The organism is Xanthomonas arboricola, from assembly GCF_003353015.1.
Classification (GTDB): domain Bacteria; phylum Pseudomonadota; class Gammaproteobacteria; order Xanthomonadales; family Xanthomonadaceae; genus Xanthomonas; species Xanthomonas arboricola_E.
In genome coordinates this window covers 936,017-956,133 of the sequence record NZ_QREM01000007.1, presented here as the reverse complement: position 1 = coordinate 956,133, position 20,117 = coordinate 936,017, and the positions used below count along the sequence as shown (strand labels likewise).

Annotated in this window: 20 protein-coding genes; 10 read left to right on the top strand and 10 right to left on the bottom strand. The window is 66.9% G+C overall.

The window, feature by feature from the left end; genetic code table 11:
* Nucleotides 1-187 precede the first annotated feature (187 nt).
* A complete protein-coding gene (gene apbC, locus C0541_RS07565; RefSeq protein WP_115047388.1) occupies nucleotides 188-1,039 on the top strand; it encodes an iron-sulfur cluster carrier protein ApbC in 852 nt (283 codons plus the stop codon).
* Nucleotides 1,040-1,136: 97 nt separating this feature from the next.
* Nucleotides 1,137-1,706 (top strand): dCTP deaminase, encoded by a 570-nt coding sequence (dcd, locus tag C0541_RS07555; RefSeq protein WP_010366727.1) that lies wholly within the window; start codon nucleotides 1,137-1,139, stop codon nucleotides 1,704-1,706.
* 22 nt (nucleotides 1,707-1,728) lie between these two features.
* Here dcd and C0541_RS07550 read toward each other — a convergent pair whose 3' ends face one another.
* The 4 genes from C0541_RS07550 to C0541_RS07535 all read right to left on the bottom strand — a co-directional run bounded on the left by C0541_RS07550 (nucleotide 1,729) and on the right by C0541_RS07535 (nucleotide 3,687).
* On the bottom strand, nucleotides 1,729-1,914 hold the full coding sequence (locus C0541_RS07550; protein ID WP_115047112.1) for a LiaI-LiaF-like domain-containing protein: 186 nt from the start codon (nucleotides 1,912-1,914) through the stop codon (nucleotides 1,729-1,731).
* A gap of 484 nt (nucleotides 1,915-2,398) precedes the next feature.
* Nucleotides 2,399-2,566: a LiaI-LiaF-like domain-containing protein gene (locus C0541_RS21020; RefSeq protein ID WP_006452352.1), complete on the bottom strand. Its 168-nt coding sequence runs from the start codon at nucleotides 2,564-2,566 to the stop codon at nucleotides 2,399-2,401.
* 27 nt (nucleotides 2,567-2,593) lie between these two features.
* Nucleotides 2,594-3,028 carry an HIT domain-containing protein gene (locus C0541_RS07540; protein WP_115047110.1) on the bottom strand — a complete coding sequence of 145 codons (435 nt, stop codon included), beginning with the start codon at nucleotides 3,026-3,028 and terminating at the stop codon, nucleotides 2,594-2,596.
* Nucleotides 3,025-3,687 (bottom strand): dienelactone hydrolase family protein, encoded by a 663-nt coding sequence (locus tag C0541_RS07535; RefSeq protein WP_115047108.1) that lies wholly within the window; start codon nucleotides 3,685-3,687, stop codon nucleotides 3,025-3,027. The genes C0541_RS07540 and C0541_RS07535 overlap by 4 nt, the downstream gene beginning before the upstream one ends.
* 181 nt (nucleotides 3,688-3,868) lie before the next feature.
* Between C0541_RS07535 and rimO the strand changes: the two genes are divergently transcribed.
* Nucleotides 3,869-5,242 carry a 30S ribosomal protein S12 methylthiotransferase RimO gene (gene rimO / locus C0541_RS07530; protein ID WP_115047106.1) on the top strand — a complete coding sequence of 458 codons (1,374 nt, stop codon included), beginning with the start codon at nucleotides 3,869-3,871 and terminating at the stop codon, nucleotides 5,240-5,242.
* A 121-nt stretch (nucleotides 5,243-5,363) separates the two neighbouring features.
* Here the strand turns inward: rimO and greB are convergent, their stop codons facing one another.
* Nucleotides 5,364-5,870, bottom strand: a complete 507-nt coding sequence (gene greB / locus C0541_RS07525) for a transcription elongation factor GreB (RefSeq protein WP_115047105.1) — start codon at nucleotides 5,868-5,870, stop codon at nucleotides 5,364-5,366.
* Nucleotides 5,871-5,976: 106 nt separating this feature from the next.
* On the opposite strand from greB, the gene C0541_RS07520 reads away from it, so the two are divergent.
* Nucleotides 5,977-7,443: a rhomboid family intramembrane serine protease gene (locus C0541_RS07520; RefSeq protein ID WP_161959938.1), complete on the top strand. Its 1,467-nt coding sequence runs from the start codon at nucleotides 5,977-5,979 to the stop codon at nucleotides 7,441-7,443.
* Nucleotides 7,444-7,597: 154 nt separating this feature from the next.
* On the opposite strand, the gene C0541_RS07510 is transcribed toward C0541_RS07520, so the two are convergent.
* The gene (locus C0541_RS07510) at nucleotides 7,598-8,872 is read right to left on the bottom strand and encodes a DUF4013 domain-containing protein (protein WP_161959937.1); all 1,275 of its coding nucleotides are present in this window, start codon (nucleotides 8,870-8,872) and stop codon (nucleotides 7,598-7,600) included.
* 427 nt (nucleotides 8,873-9,299) lie between these two features.
* Between C0541_RS07510 and C0541_RS07505 the strand changes: the two genes are divergently transcribed.
* The gene (locus C0541_RS07505) at nucleotides 9,300-9,911 is read left to right on the top strand and encodes an NUDIX domain-containing protein (protein ID WP_115047101.1); all 612 of its coding nucleotides are present in this window, start codon (nucleotides 9,300-9,302) and stop codon (nucleotides 9,909-9,911) included.
* A gap of 64 nt (nucleotides 9,912-9,975) precedes the next feature.
* On the opposite strand, the gene C0541_RS07500 is transcribed toward C0541_RS07505, so the two are convergent.
* Nucleotides 9,976-10,584 (bottom strand): hypothetical protein, encoded by a 609-nt coding sequence (locus C0541_RS07500; protein WP_115047099.1) that lies wholly within the window; start codon nucleotides 10,582-10,584, stop codon nucleotides 9,976-9,978.
* A gap of 36 nt (nucleotides 10,585-10,620) precedes the next feature.
* A complete protein-coding gene (locus C0541_RS07495; protein ID WP_115047097.1) occupies nucleotides 10,621-12,126 on the bottom strand; it encodes a helicase HerA-like domain-containing protein in 1,506 nt (501 codons plus the stop codon).
* Nucleotides 12,127-12,409: 283 nt separating this feature from the next.
* Between C0541_RS07495 and C0541_RS07490 the strand changes: the two genes are divergently transcribed.
* On the top strand, nucleotides 12,410-13,993 hold the full coding sequence (locus tag C0541_RS07490; RefSeq protein WP_161959936.1) for a transglycosylase SLT domain-containing protein: 1,584 nt from the start codon (nucleotides 12,410-12,412) through the stop codon (nucleotides 13,991-13,993).
* A 972-nt stretch (nucleotides 13,994-14,965) separates the two neighbouring features.
* Here the strand turns inward: C0541_RS07490 and asd are convergent.
* Together asd and C0541_RS07480 are read right to left on the bottom strand one after the other, a co-directional pair.
* Nucleotides 14,966-15,814, bottom strand: a complete 849-nt coding sequence (gene asd, locus C0541_RS07485; protein WP_115047095.1) for an archaetidylserine decarboxylase — start codon at nucleotides 15,812-15,814, stop codon at nucleotides 14,966-14,968.
* A complete protein-coding gene (locus tag C0541_RS07480; RefSeq protein WP_115047093.1) occupies nucleotides 15,811-16,461 on the bottom strand; it encodes an SCO family protein in 651 nt (216 codons plus the stop codon). The genes asd and C0541_RS07480 overlap by 4 nt, the downstream gene beginning before the upstream one ends.
* An 80-nt stretch (nucleotides 16,462-16,541) precedes the next feature.
* On the opposite strand from C0541_RS07480, the gene prmB reads away from it, so the two are divergent.
* The 4 genes from prmB to C0541_RS07460 are packed head-to-tail and all read left to right on the top strand — an operon-like array spanning nucleotide 16,542 to nucleotide 20,108.
* A complete protein-coding gene (prmB, locus tag C0541_RS07475; protein WP_115047091.1) occupies nucleotides 16,542-17,468 on the top strand; it encodes a 50S ribosomal protein L3 N(5)-glutamine methyltransferase in 927 nt (308 codons plus the stop codon).
* On the top strand, nucleotides 17,458-17,946 hold the full coding sequence (locus C0541_RS07470; RefSeq protein WP_115047089.1) for a hypothetical protein: 489 nt from the start codon (nucleotides 17,458-17,460) through the stop codon (nucleotides 17,944-17,946). The genes prmB and C0541_RS07470 overlap by 11 nt, the downstream gene beginning before the upstream one ends.
* Nucleotides 17,936-19,039 carry a chorismate synthase gene (aroC, locus tag C0541_RS07465; protein ID WP_115047087.1) on the top strand — a complete coding sequence of 368 codons (1,104 nt, stop codon included), beginning with the start codon at nucleotides 17,936-17,938 and terminating at the stop codon, nucleotides 19,037-19,039. The genes C0541_RS07470 and aroC overlap by 11 nt, the downstream gene beginning before the upstream one ends.
* Nucleotides 19,032-20,108: a 2-hydroxyacid dehydrogenase gene (locus C0541_RS07460; protein WP_115047085.1), complete on the top strand. Its 1,077-nt coding sequence runs from the start codon at nucleotides 19,032-19,034 to the stop codon at nucleotides 20,106-20,108. The genes aroC and C0541_RS07460 overlap by 8 nt, the downstream gene beginning before the upstream one ends.
* The last annotated feature ends 9 nt before the right edge of the window (nucleotides 20,109-20,117 follow it).

Sequence of the window (20,117 nt, the reverse complement as noted above, 5' to 3'; positions counted from 1 at the left end):
CCTGGCCAATGACGCCCGCAACGTCTCTGCCCCTGGCCGGTTCGGTAAACTTGCGATCTTTCCAGTGTTGCCGCTGGCGATGCAGCCATCGCTGCGGTGGCAGCGCACGAGCAATCAGGCAGGCAATGAAGACGATGGTGCAACGCGCTTCAAGCAACGCGATCGATCTCTTCCGGAGCGCAGGCGCATGACCGGCGAACGCAGAATTCCCGCACATGCGGTACAGGGCGCGCTGGCGCCGCATCCGCGGATCCGCAATGTGATCGCGGTCGGCTCCGGCAAGGGTGGGGTGGGCAAGTCCACCACGGCGGTGAATCTGGCGCTGGCCTTGCGTCAGCAGGGCGCGCGCGTCGGCGTGCTGGATGCGGACATCTACGGGCCGAGCGTGCCGGCGATGCTGGGCCTGAGCGGGCGGCCGGACAGCCCGGACAACAAGTCGATCGAGCCGTTGCGCGCGTTCGGCATCGAGGCGATGTCGATCGGCCTGCTGGTCGATCAGGACACGCCGATGATCTGGCGCGGGCCGATGGCCACCTCGGCGCTGACCCAGCTGTTCAACGACACGCTGTGGGACGACCTGGATTACCTGTTGATCGACCTGCCGCCAGGCACCGGCGACATCCAGCTGACCTTGTCGCAGAAGATCCCGGTGGCCGGTGCGGTGATCGTCACCACGCCACAGGACATCGCCACGCTGGATGCGCGCAAGGCCTTGAAGATGTTCGAAAAGGTGGATGTGCCGGTGCTCGGTATCGTCGAGAACATGGCGGTGCATACCTGCTCCAGCTGTGGTCACCGCGAGCACCTGTTCGGCGAAGGTGGCGGCGAGCGCATGGCCGCGCAGTACGGTGTGCCCCTGCTCGGTTCGTTGCCATTGGCGATCGCGATCCGCGAGCAGGGCGATGCCGGCCAGCCGATCGTGGTGGCCGCGCCGGAGTCGGCGGCAGCGCAGGCCTATCTGGCTGCCGCAGCGCGGCTGTCCGAGGAGCTGGGCAAGCGTCCGCGCGCCAGCATCCCGATTTCGGCGTCGTTGCTGTAGCGCGCAGGCCGGCCGCTGGTGCCGACCGCTTGCTAGAATTCGCTGCCTTTCGCGCGGGCCGCTCGGCCTGCCGCCTTCCGTCTTCAAGGAACACCGCATGAGCATCAAGAGCGACCGCTGGATCAAGCGCATGGCCGAACAGCACGCGATGATCGAGCCGTTCGAACCCGGGCAGATCAAGCACGATGCCGCCGGCCAGCGCATCGTCAGCTTCGGCACCTCCAGCTATGGGTACGACGTGCGCTGCTCGCGCGAGTTCAAGATCTTCACCAACATCAACTCGACCATTGTCGACCCCAAGCACTTCGATCCGGGCAGCTTTGTCGATATCGAATCGGATGTGTGCATCATCCCGCCGAACAGTTTTGCGCTGGCGCGCACGGTGGAATATTTCCGCATTCCGCGCGACACCCTGGTGGTGTGCCTGGGCAAGAGCACCTATGCGCGCTGCGGCATCATCGTCAACGTCACTCCGCTGGAACCGGAGTGGGAAGGCCACGTGACCCTGGAATTCAGCAACACCACGCCGCTGCCGGCGCGCATCTACGCCAACGAAGGCGTGGCGCAGATGCTGTTCTTCCAGTCCGACGAGGTCTGCGAGACCTCGTACAAGGACCGCGGCGGCAAGTACCAGGGCCAGACCGGCGTGACCCTGCCGCGCACCTGATGCCGTGGTGCGGCCGCGACCCTCAGCAGGTGGCGGTCGCCCGCTCGCGGTAGCGCAGCAGGTGGCGCACGCCCGCGGCGATCAGCAACGCCGGCCACCAGGCCGACACCAGGTGGCCCACATCGAGACGGGCCAGCCCGAGGTTGTCCAGCAGGAACAGCGTGCCCAGCGCGATCAGGAACAGGGCGGGAATCAGGCGATAGTGCATGGTGGCCTCCTCGGTAGGTAGGAGGCCATGCTGCGCGCAACACGCCCGTCGATCAGGTGCCGGAAGTCAACACGTGCGGATGACAGACGTCATGTCGGCAAGGCCGCAAGGTCATGGCTGCATTGGTGGCCGTGTCGTGTTCGCCGGCAGTCCCAGGGATACAGGAGCCCTGGCTTTGTCCGGGTGCAGTCGGCTAGCGCATGAGGCTTCGCGCGTCCCCTCATCCGCCCCTTCGGGGCACCTTCTCCCGATGGGAGAAGGGATGTCGGCGCTCTGACCAGGCGCTGGGGCTGATCGACTGCTGGAATCGCTCCATTCCATATTCATGGGAGCTGACGCCGATCATGCGCACAGGCCATAGGGCCGCGCGCCAAGGCGCATTGCCGCGTCCAATCAGTGACAGATCAGCAGCTACGGCCGGATAGTTCGGGAATCAACAGCGCCAGAAGCGCGCTCTTAACGATTCCCGATTCCCGATTCCCGGCTATTTGCCGCGCCCAAACAACATCCCCACGCCGCAGGCGACCAACGCCGCCGGCCACCAGGTGGCGATCAGCCGGCCAAGACTGACATTGGTCCAGCCCAGGTTGTTGGCCAGGAACAGCAGGCCGACGAGGATCAGGATCAGCGCGGCGACGACATTGGATTTCATGCGGGAAGGTGGTTGTGAGGCGGGCGCCTATCGTAGCCGCTGCGCCCACGCAGCGACACGCTGCTGCAGCGTATCGGGGTCGAAGCGCTGCGCGCTGCCGCTGCCCCAGACCGGGCCGGGCCATGCCGCATCGCCCGGATGCCGGCCGATCAGGTGCACATGCAACTGCCGCACGATGTTGCCCAGCGCGCCGATATTGAGCTTGGCGACCCCGGGTTCGACCCGCAGCAGCTGCGAGAGCTGGTTGATCTCGGCCAGCAACAGGCGCTGCTGGCCGCCATCCAGATCGATCCACTCGCTGGCATCGGCCACCCGCGGCACCAGCAGCAGCCACGGGAAGCGGCTGTCGTCCATCAGCCGCACCTGCGACAGCGGTCCGTCGGCGACGAACACGCTGTCTGCGGCCAGCCGCGCATCGGGCTGGAAGCCGCTCTCCCCCGCGGCCGCTACGGTCCCGCTCATCCCAGGTGCGCTTCGAAGAAGCCCAGGGTGCGCTGCAGCGCGCGCTCGGCACTGTCGGCGTCGTAGTGGTTCGGGTCGATGCTGCGGTTGAAGGCGTGGCCGGCGGGATACACGAAGGTCTCCATCTGCGGCAGCTTCTCGCGGTGGGCCTGGATCGCCTCCGGCGGAATGCTGCTGTCCTGCTCGCCGAAGTGGAACATCACCGGTGCGGTCGGAGTTTCGTCCAGCAGCTGGGTGTTGCGGCCGCCGTAATAGCTCACCGAGGGCAGCCCCAGGCGGATCGCCGACAGCAGCGCCACCGAGCCGCCCCAGCAATAGCCCACGGTACCGACCTTGCCGGCGCGGCTGAGCAGGGTTGCAGCGGATTTGACCACCTCCACCGCGCGTTCCAGGCCGACCGCATTGGCCAGTGCCAGGCCGCGCTGCAGGCTTTCCTGGTCGTAGGGCAGCTGCACGTCCTTCTCTTCCAGGTCGAAGAAGGCCGGCGCCAGTACTTCGTAGCCGCGCGCGGCGTAGTCCTCGGCCACCGCGCGGATATGGTCGTTGACGCCGAAGATCTCCTGGATCACCACCAGGCCGCCGCGCGGGCTGGTGGTCGGGGTGGCGTGCCAGGCGGCGACCTGGCCGTCGGGGGTGTCGAGCGTGGTCCAGTGACCCATGGGAACTCCTGCTGCGGTAAGGGGGAAGGCGGCCATTATCGACCGGATCGGCGGCGCTGCAGGTGAGGGACTCGCTAAGATGAGATTGCTTGCCCGGCGCGCGGTTCAGAGCGCTGCCCGCGCGCCGCTATAATTGCTCCACTCAGGCCCCAGGCCGCTCCGTTCCCAGGCTCCTGCTTCCATGTCCCAGCTGAACCCCAAAGTCGGCTTCGTCAGCCTTGGCTGTCCGAAGGCGCTCGTCGACTCCGAACGCATCCTCACCCAGCTGCGCGTGGAGGGCTACGACATCGTGCCCAGCTACGACGCTGCCGACGTGGTGGTGGTCAATACCTGCGGTTTCATCGATTCGGCGGTGACCGAATCGCTGGACGCGATCGGCGAGGCGATGAACGCCAACGGCAAGGTGATCGTCACCGGCTGCCTGGGCAAGCGCCCGGAGCAGATCCGCGAGGCCTACCCGCAGGTGCTGGCGGTGTCCGGCCCGCAGGACTACCAGAGCGTGATGGAGGCGGTGCACGCCGCGTTGCCGCCGCGCCACGACCCGTTCGTGGACCTGGTGCCCGACTACGGCATCAAGCTGACCCCGCGGCATTACGCGTACCTGAAGATTTCCGAAGGCTGCAACCACCGCTGCAGCTTCTGCATCATTCCCTCGATGCGCGGCGACCTGGCCTCGCGTCCCGTGGATGAGGTCCTGCGCGAAGCCGAGCGGCTGGTGCGCGGCGGGGTCAAGGAATTGCTGGTGGTCTCGCAGGACACCTCGGCCTACGGCGTGGATCTGAAATATGCCGAGCGCCCGTGGCGCGACCGCATGTACCAGACCCGCATGAAGGCGCTGTGCGAAGGCCTGTCGGAGCTGGGCGTGTGGACGCGCCTGCACTACGTCTATCCGTACCCGCACGTGGACGATGTGATTCCGCTGATGGCCGAAGGCAAGCTGCTGCCGTATCTGGACATCCCGTTCCAGCACGCCAGCCCGCGCATCCTCAAGCTGATGAAGCGCCCGGGCGCAGTGGAAAAAACCCTCGAGCGCGTGCAGCGCTGGAAGGCGATGTGCCCGGAGATCACGGTGCGCTCCACTTTCATCGTCGGTTTTCCCGGCGAGACCGATGCCGAATTCGAATCCCTGCTCGACTTCCTGGATCAGGCCCAGCTGGACCGCGTCGGTGCGTTTGCCTATTCCCCGGTGGAAGGCGCCAGCGCCAACGCGCTGCCGGATCAGGTGCCGGAAGAGCTCAAGCAGGAGCGCCTGGCGCGCTTCATGGCCCGGCAGGCGGAAATTTCTGCCGCGCGGCTGGAGGCGAAGATCGGCAGCGTGCAGCAATGCCTGGTCGACCTGGTCGAAGACGATATCGCGGTGGCGCGCTCGCGCGCGGACGCACCGGAGATCGATGGCCTGGTGCATATCCAGAACGGCGGCGAGCGCGGCTTGAAGGTCGGCGACCTGGTCGATGTGGAGATCACCGACAGCGACGAGCACGATCTGTTCGGCGATGCATTGCCGGCCAATGTCGCGATCCAGCAAGGACGCTCGTTGAATCTGCAGATGGTGTAACCGGGCCCCGGTTCGTACACATCGGTCCGTAGGAGCGCGCTTGCGCGCGATGGGGCGTTATCGATAACGCTCCATCGCGCACAAGTGCGCTCCTACACCTCAGGCGATTGCAAGCAGGTGGCTACTGGCTGGCGTAATCCACCGACACCACCACGAAGCTGTGCTTGCCCGACGGTAGCTGCGCGTCGAATTCGTCGTCCACGCGTTTTTTCAGCAAGGCGCGCGCCAGCGGCGAGTCGATGCTGATCCAGCCGCGCGCAGCATCGGTTTCGTCAGGGCCGACGATGCGGTAGCGCAGCAGTTCGCCGCTGTCGGCATCTTCCAGCTCCACCTGCGCGCCGAAGAACACCGCCCGCGGATCGGTCGGCGCGGTGTCCACCACGCGCAGCGCTTCCAGCCGTTTGCTCAGGTAGCGCACGCGGCGGTCGATCTCGCCGAGCTGCTTCTTGCGATAGGTGTACTCGGCATTCTCCGAGCGGTCGCCTTCGGCCGCGGCGGCAGCCAGCGCACGCACCACCTCCGGCCGGCGCACGCGCCAGAGCTCTTCCAGCTCGGCCTTGAGCCGGGCGTGGCCGTCGGGCGTGATCAGCGCGGTGCTTTTTTCGGCAGGCGGACGCCAGCGGCTCATGGGCGGTGTGTCGGACGGCGGGGCCGCGATGCTAGCGCGCATGGCCGGCTTGCGCATCTGCCGCCGCACGGCGAAGCTTTGCTCCTTCCCGGACACGGATGTCGTCATGCTGCTGATGCCGCTGCACAAACCCTGGTCGCGCCAGAACATTCCCTGGGTGACGCTGCTGCTGGTGCTGGTCAATGTGGTGGTGTACCTGGGCTATCAGCGCAGGGACGATGCGCTGGTCGAAAACGCGGTGCGGTATTACGTCGAATCCGGTCTGGGTGCCTTGGAGGCGCAAGCGCACCTGCGCTACCTGGAGCAGAGCAACGACGCCAAGCTGCGCGCTGCGCGCCAGGGCAAGCTGGGCAGCGTGCCTGCGCGGCAACGCCTTGCGTATCTGGCGCAGCTGACGATGCACGACCTGGCCTTTATAGAGACATTGCGCAGCGGCGCATTGTTCAAGGACGAGCAGCGTCTGCGCGAATGGCGCACATTGCGCGCCCCCTACGATGCACGCCTGTCCAGGGTGTTCACGCTGCGGCATCTGCAGCGCAGCTCCGAGTGGTCTCCCGCAAGGATGCTGACGGCCACCTTCCTGCATGGCAGCTTCGATCATTTGCTGGGCAACATGCTGTTTCTGCTGGCGCTGGGCACCTTGCTGGAAGGGGCGATCGGCAGCGGCTGGTTCCTGCTGCTGTATCTGCTCGGCGGCTTCGGCGCCAGCGCGGCCAGCCTGTGGTGGCGCTGGGGTGCGCCAGGCGGTGGCCTGGGCGCCTCCGGTGCGATCGCCGCCTTGATGGGGGCGTTCTGCGTGGTCTGGGGCCGGCGCAAGGTGCGCTTCTTCTACTGGTTCTTCGTGGTGTTCGACTACGTGCGCGGGCCGGCGATCCTGCTGCTGCCGCTGTGGCTCGGCTGGGAGCTGTACAGCCTGCTATGGAACGACAATGGCAACGTCGCCTTCGAGGCGCATGCCGGTGGGCTGATCAGTGGCGCGCTGCTCGGCGCCGTCTTGGTGCTGTTGCGACGCACCCGTCCGTCCTTTATGGAAGAGGACGAGGCAGGGCGGGTGGACGATCGCTGGGAGCGCGCGCAGCGGCATCTGGGACGCATGGAAAACGCGGAAGCCGAGCGCCTGTTGGCGGAGCTGGCCAGCGAGCAGCCGCATCGTCTGGACGTGGCGCTCGCGCGCTACCGCACCGCGCGCAATGCCGGTCGCAGCCAGGACAGCGTGCGGCATGCGCAGACGCTATTGCAGCTGCACACCCATTACGACGAACAGACGCGCAGCCAGCTGACGGTGGCTGCCGAGCTGAGCAAGGCCGGAATCGAATACGCGGCATCGGCCCGCATGGCGCTGATCGCCACCTGCCTGCGCACTGGATTGCTGGCCGATGCCGAACGTCTGTTGAAGGAAGGCGGGCTGGGAGTGCCGCGCGACGAGCTGGCGCAGCACTGGTTCGTGCTGGCGTTGCGACACGGTGAGCTACAGGACGGCGCGCAGCGTACCCGCTTGTTACGCCATGTACTGGATCAGTTTCCCGAGCAGGGGCAGGCCGGCAAGGCGCGCTTTCTGCTGGAGAACGGGTGAGTGGTTTCAGCGTGATCCGTGTTGACCCGGTGTCGCGACGGTGGGCGGGCACGGAGCAGTCGAGAGGGTCGGTCTGCACGGCTGCGAGCAGTGCAGGTCGCACGATGAACCGATGATCAGGATCTGCCCTGCACCTTGAATTTTTGCCGGTCGCTCAGGCTGGTTGAATCGCCACCGCTTTCAACACGGCTTCCAGCTTTGCGCGCAGGGCATCATCGTCGCAGTGGGGCAGTGCGTTTTGCAGCACGTCGCGCGCCTGCTCGTCGCGGCCGAACCGTTCGCCCAGCAGCAGGCCTGCATCCAGCGACCAGGCCGGCATCATCCGATCGCGCGGCCATGCGGCGATGGCCGCAAGCAGGCCGTCGGTCGCCAGCTGGAACTGTCCGGCCATCTTGGCGCGTTCGGCCAGGACGGTGGCCTGCTCAGGTGTCAGCGGAGTAAACGTGGCGTCGCCGTCCAGCGCTTCGCGCTGCAAGCCGAGCGCGCGGCGCTCCTGTCTTTCCTGCAGTAGACGGTTGATGTACTGGCGGGTGTGCTCGCGCAGCTCGTCGTTGCGATGGTGTTGACGCAGCAGGCGTTGATACAGCTCGTGCACCGCCAGGCTCACCGTACGCGAACGTACCGCCCCACGCAGCGCCTGGAATGCTTCCTCGGAATGGCCATCGCGCACGTACTGTTCTGCTTCGTCGAGCAGGCGCTGATCCGGGTCGTCGCGCTCGGACGCCGCGCCGCTGCTGGGAACGTAGCCCAGTTCTTCGTGGTACTGGTACACCAGATAACCCATCAGGTGGAAGCTGGCGAACAGGCTCCAGATCGAAGCAATCACGATCGTCGCCTCGCGCACGATCGGCGGCAGGTACTTCACCGCGATGAAGATCGCTGCGGTAGCGCTGCCCTGGATCACGTACAGCAAACCGTATGCGGCCAGATACGGCCAGCCGATGCGCATTGCCATGTCGATCGCCACGGCCGGGTTGAGCGCGCGGCGCAGGCTGCCGTCGATGGCCAGCGCAATCATCATGCCCGGCAGCAGCAACTGCACCACCAGGTACGCGATGGTCAAGCCGGGTTTGCCCGCCAGCCCGCCTGCCGCACCGATGACCATGCCCAGCGCAAACGCCAGCAGGATCAGCCGCGGCACCGCGCTGTCGAAGCTGTTGTAGCCCAGCTGCGGAGCGTCGGCTTGCCCGTCGGCGGTATGGCGCAGGATGTCGAAGGCATAGGTGTAGGTGGCCGTGCCCAGCACGCCGGCAATCACCAGTTTCAGGATGCCCGGCAGCACCAGCAGCGCGCTGCACAGCGTCAGTGCAATCAATGCGTACAGCGCCGAGCCGCGCAGCGGATAGCTCGCGATGGCAGGAATGCGGGTCCAGAACGGTGCCGGCGCGGCCTGCGCGGCCACCTTGCGTGCGCGAAAACGGTCTTCCATGACGCTCCCCAGGCGTGTGATGTGAAGGGATTGTGCGGCGCCGCGTGGCGCCATGCAATTGGGGATTGTCGCCGGGGACGGCTGGGGTGGCGGTGGCGCCCGAGGGGTGGCAGAGGGGCGTGGGCACGGCAGTACCCCCAGCGATTGGAGACCGAGTCGCCCAGTGTGCGGATCAGCTGCGGCACGCTGGCAAAAGGGCGTTTGGCCGATGTCGCAGGCGCATGATCTGGCTGCGGAAACGGGTCTGTCCGTCGAGTCTCCAGTGGTGCCCAGCGCCGGTGGGTCGACTGTCCACGTAAACTTCCTCCTCTGGAGCCGTCCCGCCTCTGCCGGCGATGGCACGTTTCTCTCGACAGTTGTCGCGGGTGGCGCCATCGGCAGCAGTGCCGCGCCGCAGGACACCCGCTTATTCCACAAGGAGCCTGGTTTGGATCCCACCGCCACCGCCACCGCCACCGGCAACCCGCAGGTCCGCCTGCGCAGCATCGATGTGCTGTCTGACAATTGGTACGTGCTGCGCAAGGTGACCTTTGATTTCCAGCGCAAGAACGGCCGCTGGCAGACCCTGTCGCGCGAGGCCTACGACCGCGGCAATGGCGCCACCATCCTGCTGTATAGCCGCGCCAGGCAGACCGTGATGCTCACCCGCCAGTTCCGTTTGCCGACGCTGCTCAACGGCAACCCCGGCGGCATGCTGATCGAAGCCTGCGCCGGGTTGCTGGACCAGGACGATGCGCTGACCTGCATCCGCAAGGAAACCGAAGAGGAAACCGGCTACCGCATCGACAATGTGCGCAAGGTGTTCGAGGCGTTTATGAGCCCGGGCTCGGTGACCGAGCGTCTTTACTTTTTCGTCGGCGAATACTTCGATGGCGACAAGGTCAGCGAGGGCGGCGGGCTCGAGGAAGACGGCGAGGAGATCGAGGTGCTGGAGCTTTCCCTCGATGCAGCGCTGGCGATGATCGCTACCGGCGAAATCGCCGATGCCAAGACCATCATGTTGCTGCAATACGCCAAGTTGCATGGCGTGTTGGGCTGATGTATCGCGCCGCAACTAGCATGTAAGCCAGCCAGTTCGCCGCGCTTTGCCCCTGGGCTCGTGCTTAACGGACGCGTCTCAACATCTTGTCGTGGTGTTCTGGTGGACTGCCGCTATGGCAGTTATGGCCGTCTTGAGCCAATGAGAAGACGGCTTGCTGTCCATTCGGGCCGGTGTCCTGGTTGATCCGAAATCCATACATGTTCGGGTCGAGCGAGAGATCAGAGACGTCGTCGCGCGAGAGAATCAGGCACTCGTCTCCCATTTGATCGAGCCACCAAGGCCCGCGTTCAGTAGTACTTGCTGTGCCGCGTTGCGTCTTGGGTGCGATACATGTCGTCTTCAAAATATAGTGCCGGCTTTGCTTGTTTCCTTTGATGGCTTCAAGCCAAAGTTCTGCGCGGACGGCCTGGCACTGCGTGTTGTTTGGGTGCAGCTTGCCGACATAATGGCCAGCGAGCAGGTGCTGCCTGCTCGCTGGCCACGCGGTGGGTGGGTCGACTTGATGTGCCTTCTGCTCAGCGAGCACTGATCCGGTGCTGGAAAGCAAGATGAATGACGTGATGGCAGCTGCGTATCCTTGCATCTTGCGAGTCTCCTGATTGTGCGGATGTAGCGTTGCAAGAGCATGCTTGCGTGTGATGTCTGGCTCGTATCGCTTGGTGGCAAGCAATCACGCAATCGCCCAAGCAGGGTTGTGTCGTTGCGATCAGCGCTTCCCGCCAAAGATGCTGCCGAAGATGCCGCGCACGATCTGCTGGCCGATCCTGTTGCCGATCGTACGCGAGGTCTGCTTGGCCATCGTTTCGAGCATGCCCTGGCGGCGGCTGGTGCCGAACACCGCGTCCTTGACCGCCTTGCCGAAGCCGCTGTCTTGCGCGTCGTCATCCGCGCGGGTGCGCGCCGGTGGTGCGGCGTTGTGCTCGGCCACCTGTTCGACGCGGCGCGCCAGCAGCTCGGCGGCCGATTCGCGGTTGATCGCGGTGTCGTAGCCGGTGCCCACCGGGCTGGCGGCGCGCACCTGCGCGCGCTCGGTCTCGCTGATGGCGCCCATGCGGCAACGCGGCGGGGCGATCAAGGTCTGCTGCACCGGCGCCGGCACGCCCTTGCCGTGCAGCGGTGACACCAGTGCCTCGCCGGTGCCCAGGCTGGAGATCGCCGTGGCGACATCGAGTTTGGAATTGGCCACGAAGGTCTGCGCCGCGGTCCTGACCGCCTTCTGGTCGCGCGGGGTGAACGCACGCAAGGCATGCTGCACGCGATTGCCCAGCTGGCCGAGGATGGTGTCCGGGATGTCGTCGGGAAACTGCGAACAGAAATACACGCCCACGCCCTTGGAGCGGATCAGCCGGACGACCTGCTCGATCCGCTGCACCAGCGCCGCCGGCGCGTCGTCGAACAGCAGGTGCGCCTCGTCGAACACGAACACCAGCCTGGGCTGTTCCAGGTCGCCCACCTCGGGCAGGCGCTCGAACAGTTCCGACAACAGCCACAGCAGGAAGGTGGAATACAGCTTCGGCTTGAGCACCAATTGGTTGGCCGCCAGAATGCCGATCACGCCGCGGCCGTCCGGCGCTACGCGCATCAGCTCGGCCAGCTCCAGCGCCGGCTCGCCGAAGAAGTGCTCGCCGCCCTCCTGCGCCAGGCGCAGCAGGGCACGCTGGATTGCCGCCACCGACTGGCTGGAAACCAGCCCGTAACTGGTGGACAGTTCCTTGCGTTCTTCCACCACCAATGCGAGCAGTGCGCGCAGGTCGTCCAGGTCCAGCAACAGCAGGCCACGGTCGTCGGCCAGCTTGAACACGATGTCGAGCACGCCGGACTGGGTGTCGTTGAGTTCCAGGATGCGCGCCAGCAGGGTGGGGCCCATCTCGCTGACGGTGGTACGCACCGGGTGGCCGAGCTGGCCGTACAGGTCCCAGAACACCACCGGGCTGGCGGCCGGCGCGTAGTCGGCGATGCCGATCTCCGTGGCGCGCTGCAGCACGCCGGCGGCGCCGTCGCCGGCAACCGCCAGGCCGGCGACATCGCCTTTCACGTCGGCCAGGAATACCGGTACGCCCAGGCGCGAGAAGCCTTCGGCCAGGGTCATCAGGCTCACGGTCTTGCCGGTGCCGGTGGCGCCGGCCACCAGTCCGTGGCGGTTACCGAAGCGTCCTTCCAGCACGACCGGGATGTCGTCGGTGATGCCTTTGCCGAGCAGGAACGAGGCCATTGCGCAGATCCGGTGGGAAAAGCCGGATTCTAGCGGGCAGGAGGCCCGGGCAAACCGCGCGCGGATCGCGCCCGGATGTCGACCGGTCTGGCCGGCTGCCAACCGCCACCAGGCCGTTCGACGACCTCGCCGGCTGCCAGCCGCCGAGCGCCGTTGGCGCGGGCGCTCCAGCCCTGGAGCACTATGGTCAAGCTAACGGCCCACTGACCCTGTCGCCCCCGCCGCCTTGCCCCGGTGTCGCCCCGGCGGCTACCCTGCCTGCCTTTCCGCTGTACTGCCTACGATGCCGCTCGCTCATTTTGGTTTGCGCCCCTGGCCGGTTCTGGTCGTGGTGGCGCTGATGTCTGTCGTCCCCGCTGCCCACGCCATTTCCAAACGCGACACCGAGAAGGCGGCCGTGCTCGATGCGCGCATGGCCGCCGCCGAAAAGCGTTATCGCGATGCGTTGGTGCTGGTGAACAACTCCGACCCCAAGGGCGCCGCCGAAGGCGATGCCGCGCTGGAGGACATGGAAGACGTCATCGACGCCTGCATCAAGCAGCGCGGCTGCCTGGTCACCAATCAGCTGGCCACCTACAAGCGCCTGCTGAAGGCGCGCGCCGATGCCGAAGCGCCGGCCGCCGAGGATCCGGAAGACGACGACACCTTGCTGCAGGCCGACCCGGACCACCTCGGCCCGGCGGCCAACGGCGTGCCCGAGGCGGCGCGTGCGGCCACGCTGCTCAACGACCAGCGCCACGATTTCGACAGGATGGTGCAGTACAACCCGGCGGTGCAGGCCGGCATCCGCCGCTGGCTCACCGACATGCGCCCGGCACTGATGACCAGCTACGAGAACTACAGCAACCTGCGCGGGGTGATGTGGCCGGAATGGCAGAAACGCGGCCTGCCCGAGGCGCTGCTGTTCGGCATCATGGCCAAGGAATCCAATGGCAAGGTGCACGCCAGCTCGCGCGCCGGCGCGGCCGGCTTGATGCAGTTCATGCCCGCCACCGGGCGCCGCTTCGGGCTGGGCCCGGACGGCACCGGCTTCGACACGCGCTTCGATGCACGCAGCGCCGCCGAAGCCAGCGCTGCCTACCTCAACGAGCGCATGGCCGGGCTCAATCGCAACATCGAACTGGCGCTGGCTGCCTATAACGGTGGCGAGGGCAGGGCCGCTCGCGTGTTCACCCAGAGCGGCGGGCGCGGGTTCTGGGAGCAGGACGTGTACAACCAGTTCCCGGCCGAAACCAAGGACTACGTGCCGATGGTGATCGCCGCGGCCTGGATCTTCCTGCATCCGCGGCAGTACGGCGTGGACTTCGCCAAGCTCGACGCGCAGCCGGCCACGCTGAAGCTGGCCAAGTCGACCACCATCTACGAACTCACCATCTGCCTGGGCAGCATGGGCACGCGCGACGGCTACATGCGCGCCTTGCGCAACCTCAACCCGCGCTACGAATCCGATGGCTGGATTCCGGCCGGCACCGTCATCAACGCCACCAACCGCATCGCCAGCCTGTACACGCGCTATTGCGTCAACGGCCCGCGCGCAGACCTGGCGCGCACGCTGATCACCGCCGACCTCAACAGCGCGATCGTGCGCAGCAGCGGCGCTCCCGAGTACGTGCCCAGCGTGGCGGTGGGCGATGTCAGCCCGATGGCCGGCGTGCCGACCACCGTGGCCACCGGCCAGCCCGCGGTCGCCAAGCCCAAGGCCCGGCAGGTGCGCAGCTACACCATCGCCAAGGGCGATACACTGGGGCGCGTGGCGCAGAAGTACCAGTGCGAGATCAAGGAGCTGGCCAAGGCCAATGGCCTGAAGGCGCCCTCGTATGCGCTCAAGCCCGGACAGAGCATCAAGCTGGCCGGCTGCGACCGCTGACTCGCGCGGCGCGCCGCCCCGGCACGCCGCGCCCGGCCGCCCTCCCGTAGGAGCGGCCCCGGCCGCCGCGGGCACACAGCCCCACAAGCTACGCCACACCGCGCATCGTAGGAGCGGACCCGGCCGCGACGAAGCGGTCCCGATAGCTCCCGCGGAGGCGGACGCGCTCTGTAGCTGACGGGTGCGTTCTGCATAGGCGGCAGTAAGCGCGAAACAGCTAACGGGCGGGTTCTACGTAAGCGGCGGTCAGCGCGAAAAACGCCAGCGTTCGAAACGTTGTCGAGAAAGCCCTGTCGCGGTCGGGCCCGCTCCTACGACGGCGTGGTTGTTGCGGGCTGACCAGCGGGGGCGTTGACCAGCGCGGCCACNAAGCCGCAACGAGCACGCCAGGCCGCGCATCGTAGGAGCGGACCCGGCCGCGACGAAGCGGTCCCGATAGCTCCCGCGGAGGCGGACGCGCTCTGCCGTTAAAAGGTGCGTTCTGCATAGATGGCAGTAGGCGCGAAACAGCTAACGGGCGCGTTCTACGTAAGCGGCGGTTAGCGCGAAAAACGCCAGCGTCCGAAACGTTATCGAGAAAGCCCTGTCGCGGTCGGGCCCGCTCCTACGACGGCGTGGTTGTTGCGGGCTGACCAGCGGGGGCGTTGACCAGCGCGGCCACANAAGCCGCAACGAGCACGCCAGGCCGCGCATCGTAGGAGCGGACCCGGCCGCGACGAAGCGGTCCCGATAGCTCCCGCGGAGGCGGACGCGCTCTACCGTTAAAAGGTGCGTTCTGCATAGGCGGCAGTAGGCGCGAAGCAGCTAACGGGCGGGTTCTACGTAAGCGGCGGTTAGCGCGAAAAACGCCAGCGTTCGAAACGTTGTCGAGAAAGCCCGGTCGCGGTCGGGCCCGCTCCTACGACGGCGTCGTCGTCTCCCGCCGATTGCCGCGGGGATGGGGGCGCCGCAGCAAGCGGCGCGCCGCTGCGATCAGCCCACCTGGCAACGTGCGAGCGCCTGTCCCAGGCGAACCGCTGTCTCTGCAGCAAGTCCGCCTTCGAGCTTCGCCACACCCGGCGGCAGCAGCACGATCACCGTCGAGCCGTAGTTGAAGCGCGCCATCTCGGCAAACTTCTCCAGCACGATGCCCCTGCCGCGATAATCGGTGCGCGTGATGCGATCGCCATAGCGGGGGATCTCCACGCCGCTCCACGCCGTTTCCACGCCCGACACCAGCAGCGCGCCCACCATCACCGAGGCCATTGGGCCGAAGTCGGTGTCGAAGTGGCAGACCAGGCGCTCGTTGCGCGCGAACAGCCGCGGCACGTTGCGCACCGCATCCGGTCCCACGCTGAACAGGCGGCCGGGCACGTGCACGGTCTCGCGCAAGGTGCCCGTCCACGGCATATGCACGCGGTGGTAGTCCTTGGGCGAGAGGTAGACGGTGGCGAACAGGCCATCGTTGAACGGCTGCGCGGCGTCGGCGTCGCCGAGCAATTCGGCGGCGGTAAACGACTGCCCCTTGGCCTGGAAGATGCGGCCGTTCTCGATCGGGCCGAGCTGGCTGATGCGGCCGTCGGCAGGCATCAGCAGCGCCGCAGGATCGGCATCGGGCACGCGTGCGCCCGGCTTCAACGCGCGGGTAAAGAACGCATTGAAGGTGGGGTACGCACGCGGGTCCGGTTCCAGTGCCTCGCTCAGATCCACGCCGAACTTGCGCGTGACCGTGTCGATCAGCCATTGCTTGGTGGACGGCGTATCGGAATAGGCCAGCGCGCGCGCCAGCGAAGACAGCAACCGGTGCGGCAGCACGTAGGTCAGGGAAGTGACGAGACTCACGGAGCGGTTACCTTGGTCAGTTGCTGGAGGTCGGCGGCGATCGCCTTGGGGTCGAGCGGGGGACGGATCAGCCCGGCCAGGCGGCCCTGCGGGTCGAGCACGGCAATGCCGGCCGAGTGATCCATGCTGTAGTCGTTGGGATTCTGTTCGAAGCCCTTGCCCGGCACCTTCTGGAACACGAAGCCCAGCGCGGTGGCGAAGCGCTGCAGCGCCGGCACGTCGGCGGTGGCGGCCAGGGTGTCCTTGTGGAAGGCATGCGCGTATTCGCCCAGGCGTGCCGGCGGGTCGCGCTGCGGGTCCACCGACACGAACAGCACGCGCGGGCGCAGGCCGTCGGGGATGGGTTCCCATTGCTGCTGCGCCACCGCCAGGTCGGTCAGCGTGGTCGGGCAGACATCCGGGCAGAAGGTGAAGCCCAAAAACACCAGCGTCCAATGCCCGCGCAACTCGCCGGGCACCAGCTGGGTGCCGTCGGACTGGCGCAGGCTGAATTGCGGCAGCGTGCGTGGTTGCGGATAGAAGGTGATGGTCCGGGTAGGTGGCCACGGCGAGCTGGGCGCGGTGCCGAGGAACTTCTGGCCCAGCAACAGCCCCAGGCCGGCGGCCAGCGCCACCAGCAGCACGATGCCGGTATTGCGATTGAACATGGCGGTTTCCAGTGCAACGGACGCTCATGATACCGATCCGACCTCTATAATCGGGGGCCGATTCCTCTTTAGTTGTTGCCATGACTGCCGCCGCGGCCGACGAACTGCACACCATCATCGACCTGATCCGCTACGGCACCAGCCGTTTCAATGCAGCCGGTCTGACCTTTGGCCATAGCTACGACAATGCGCTGGACGAGGCCACCCAACTGGTCCTGCACAGCCTGCACCTGCCGCACGACCTGGGCCCTGCCTATGGCCAGGCGCGTCTGCTGCGTTCGGAAAAGGAGCAGGTGCTGGGCCTGTTCGAGCGCCGCATCAGCGAGCGCGTGCCGGCGGCGTACCTGACCGGCGAGGCCTGGTTCGCCGGGCTGAGTTTCAAGAGCGATGCGCGCGCGCTGGTGCCGCGTTCGCCGATCGCCGAGTTGATCGAAGCCGGCTTCGAACCCTGGCTGGGCGGCCGCGAAGTCACCCGCGCGCTGGACCTGTGCACCGGTTCGGGCTGCATCGCCATCGCCATGGGCCACTACAACCCGCAGTGGGACGTGGACGGCGTGGACATCAGCGACGACGCGCTGGCACTGGCCGCCGAAAACAAGGCGCGCCTGCATGCCGACAACGTCACCCTGCTCAAGTCCGACCTGTTCGCCGGCCTGGGCGGCCGCCAGTACGACCTGATCGTCACCAATCCGCCGTATGTCACCAACGACGAAACCGACGCGCTGCCGCAGGAGTATTCCTACGAGCCGGAGCTGGGCTTGCGTGCGGGCGACGACGGCCTGGACCTGGTGCTGAAGATCCTGCGCGATGCGCCGCTGCACCTCAGCGAGGACGGTCTGCTGATCTGCGAAGTGGGCGAGTCCGAGCAGCACCTGGTCAAGCTGCTGCCGGAAGTGGATCTGGCCTGGGTCGAGTTCAAGGTCGGGCAGATGGGCATCTTCGCGGTCGAATGCCGCGAGCTGATCGCGCACGGCGCGCGCATCGCCGAGCTGGCCAGTGCGCGCTGAGTCGTCCACGACGCGGCCGCAGCTGGGTGATCTGTTGTTGCTGCTGCCGGTATCCATCTTCGGTGTCGGCATTCCGCTCGGCTTGCTCGACGTGGTGTACCGCCTGTTCGACCCGATGTACGGCGGTCCCTGGCCGCAGCGCTGGTTGAGCGCGGCGGCGGAGATCGGTTTCGGCCTGATGGCGTTTTTCGGCCTGGTCTCGGCCTGGATCGTGGTGGTCAGTCCGGATGCGGCATTGCGCGCGCATCGGCGCCGCACGCTGATCGTGGCGCTTGGCCTGCTGGTCGGCGTCGGCGTGGCGCTGTACCTGCTCGCCGACTGGCTGCTCAGCGGACGCCACGCGCTGGATGGGTTCGTGCTGGTGTTCAGCGGCCTGTTCGCGGCGGCGCCGATGCTGGTGGCGGCACGTCACCTGCCGCGCATCCTGCGCGCCATGCCACCTGCTGCACTGTTGAGAGGATGCCGTCATGGGCAGTAACAGTTTCGGCCGCCTGTTGACGGTCACCACCTTCGGCGAGTCGCACGGGCCGGCGATCGGCTGCGTGGTCGATGGCTGCCCGCCGGGCCTGGAGATCGCGCCGGAAGACTTCACCCACGATCTGCAACGGCGTGCCTCCGGCAAGAGCCGGCACACTTCCGCACGCCGTGAAGCCGACGCCATCGAGATCCTGTCCGGCGTCTACGAAGGCCGCACCACCGGCACGCCGATCGGCCTGCTGATCCGCAATACCGATCAGCGCAGCAAGGACTACAGCAACATCGCCCAGCAGTTCCGTCCCGGGCACGCGGACTACACCTACTGGCAGAAGTACGGCATCCGCGATCCGCGCGGCGGTGGGCGCTCGTCCGCGCGCGAGACCACCATGCGTGTGGCCGCCGGGGTGATCGCCAAGAAGTGGCTCAGGCAGCGCCATGGCGTGCTGGTGCGCGGGTTCCTGTCGCAGCTGGGCGAGATCCGCCCGACCGGGTTCGACTGGAATGCGGTCGAGGACAATCCGTTCTTCTGGCCGCATGCCGAGCAGGTGCCGGAGCTGGAAACCTACATGGACGCGCTGCGCAAGTCCGGCGACTCGGTCGGTGCGCGCGTGGACGTGGTGGCCGGCGGCGTGCCGGCGGGCTGGGGCGAGCCGATCTACGGCAAGCTCGATGCCGAACTGGCCGCCGCCCTGATGAGCATCAACGCGGTCAAGGGCGTGGAGATCGGCGACGGTTTTGCCAGCGCTGCGCAGAAGGGCACCGAGCACCGCGACCTGATCACCCCGGAAGGCTTCCTCAGCAACCATGCCGGCGGCATCCTGGGCGGCATTTCCACCGGCCAGGCGATCACCGCCTCGATGGTGCTCAAGCCGACCTCCAGCCTGCGCCTGCCCGGTGCGACCGTGGATGCGGATGGCAGCGTGGTCGATGTGATCACCACCGGTCGCCACGACCCTTGCGTCGGCATCCGCGCCACCCCGATTGCCGAGGCGATGATGGCACTGGTGCTGATGGACCAGGCCCTGCGTCATCGCGCCCAGTGCGGCGATGTCGGCGAGGTGGCGCCACGTATTCCCGGTCAGGTCGATGTCTGAAGCAAGGCGCCCCAAGGTGTGGGTCAGCCAGCCGCTGTTCGACGATGTCGTCGCGCAGCTGGGCGAACATTTCGAGCTGACCACCACCGCGCGCGTTACCGCGTATTCGCCGGCCGAGCTGGCCGCGCAGCTGGCATCGCTGGACGGTGCCTTGATCACCCTCAACGAGCGTGTCGGTGCGGCGGAAATCGCCGCCGCGCCGCAGCTGCGCGCGATCGCCAATGTCGGGGTCGGCTACAACAACCTGGATCTGGACGCACTCAGTGCAGCCGGCGTCCTGGCCAGCAACACGCCGGATGTGCTGACCGAGACCACGGCCGATCTCGGCTTCGCCTTGCTGATGGCCACCGCGCGCCGCATCACCGAAGCCGAGCGCTGGTTGCGCGACGGGCAGTGGGGGCAGTGGTCGTTCAAGACCATGCTCGGTGCCGATATCCACGGCAGCACGCTGGGCATCCTGGGCATGGGCCGGATCGGGCAGGGCATCGCCCGCCGCGGCGCGCACGGCTTCGGCATGCGCGTGCTGTATCACAACCGCAGCCAGCTGCCGGCCGCCACCGAACAGGCGCTGGGCGCGCGGTACGTGGACTTCGACACGCTGCTGGCGCAGTCCGATCACCTGGTCCTGGTGCTGCCGTACACCAGGCAGTCGCACCACATCATCGATGCCGCCGCGCTGGGCAAGATGCGCGCGAGCGCCACGCTGGTGAACATCGCGCGCGGTGGCCTGGTCGATGAAATCGCGCTGGCCGATGCGCTCGCCACTGGGCGCCTGGCCGCTGCCGGCCTGGATGTCTATGAAGGCGAACCTGCGGTCCGTCCCGAACTGCTGGCCCTGCACAACGTCGTGCTCACCCCGCATATCGGCAGCGCCAGCCTGGCCACGCGCCGCGCAATGGTGCAGCTGGCGGTAGACAATCTGATTGCGGCGCTGGGCAAAGGCCCCAATGCCGGCCATCCGCCGAGCGCGCTGAATGCCGATGCGGTGGCCGCTGCCAAACAGGCCGGCGTGCGCGATGGTAAAGCGATCGGCACCGGCGCCGGCAACACCACCGCGACCAAACGATAGGGAACCTCC

Bases quoted from the DNA above. Each gene is read 5' to 3' on its own strand.
- apbC (WP_115047388.1), top strand. From the start codon at position 188: ATGACCGGCGAACGCAGAATTCCCGCACATGCGGTACAGGGCGCGCTG.
- dcd (WP_010366727.1), top strand. From the start codon at position 1,137: ATGAGCATCAAGAGCGACCGCTGGATCAAGCGCATGGCCGAACAGCAC.
- C0541_RS07550 (WP_115047112.1), bottom strand. From the start codon at position 1,914: ATGCACTATCGCCTGATTCCCGCCCTGTTCCTGATCGCGCTGGGCACG.
- C0541_RS21020 (WP_006452352.1), bottom strand. From the start codon at position 2,566: ATGAAATCCAATGTCGTCGCCGCGCTGATCCTGATCCTCGTCGGCCTG.
- C0541_RS07540 (WP_115047110.1), bottom strand. From the start codon at position 3,028: ATGAGCGGGACCGTAGCGGCCGCGGGGGAGAGCGGCTTCCAGCCCGAT.
- C0541_RS07535 (WP_115047108.1), bottom strand. From the start codon at position 3,687: ATGGGTCACTGGACCACGCTCGACACCCCCGACGGCCAGGTCGCCGCC.
- rimO (WP_115047106.1), top strand. From the start codon at position 3,869: ATGTCCCAGCTGAACCCCAAAGTCGGCTTCGTCAGCCTTGGCTGTCCG.
- greB (WP_115047105.1), bottom strand. From the start codon at position 5,870: ATGAGCCGCTGGCGTCCGCCTGCCGAAAAAAGCACCGCGCTGATCACG.
- C0541_RS07520 (WP_161959938.1), top strand. From the start codon at position 5,977: ATGCTGCTGATGCCGCTGCACAAACCCTGGTCGCGCCAGAACATTCCC.
- C0541_RS07510 (WP_161959937.1), bottom strand. From the start codon at position 8,872: ATGGAAGACCGTTTTCGCGCACGCAAGGTGGCCGCGCAGGCCGCGCCG.
- C0541_RS07495 (WP_115047097.1), bottom strand. From the start codon at position 12,126: ATGGCCTCGTTCCTGCTCGGCAAAGGCATCACCGACGACATCCCGGTC.
- C0541_RS07490 (WP_161959936.1), top strand. From the start codon at position 12,410: ATGCCGCTCGCTCATTTTGGTTTGCGCCCCTGGCCGGTTCTGGTCGTG.
- C0541_RS07480 (WP_115047093.1), bottom strand. From the start codon at position 16,461: ATGTTCAATCGCAATACCGGCATCGTGCTGCTGGTGGCGCTGGCCGCC.
- prmB (WP_115047091.1), top strand. From the start codon at position 16,542: ATGACTGCCGCCGCGGCCGACGAACTGCACACCATCATCGACCTGATC.
- aroC (WP_115047087.1), top strand. From the start codon at position 17,936: ATGGGCAGTAACAGTTTCGGCCGCCTGTTGACGGTCACCACCTTCGGC.
- C0541_RS07460 (WP_115047085.1), top strand. From the start codon at position 19,032: ATGTCTGAAGCAAGGCGCCCCAAGGTGTGGGTCAGCCAGCCGCTGTTC.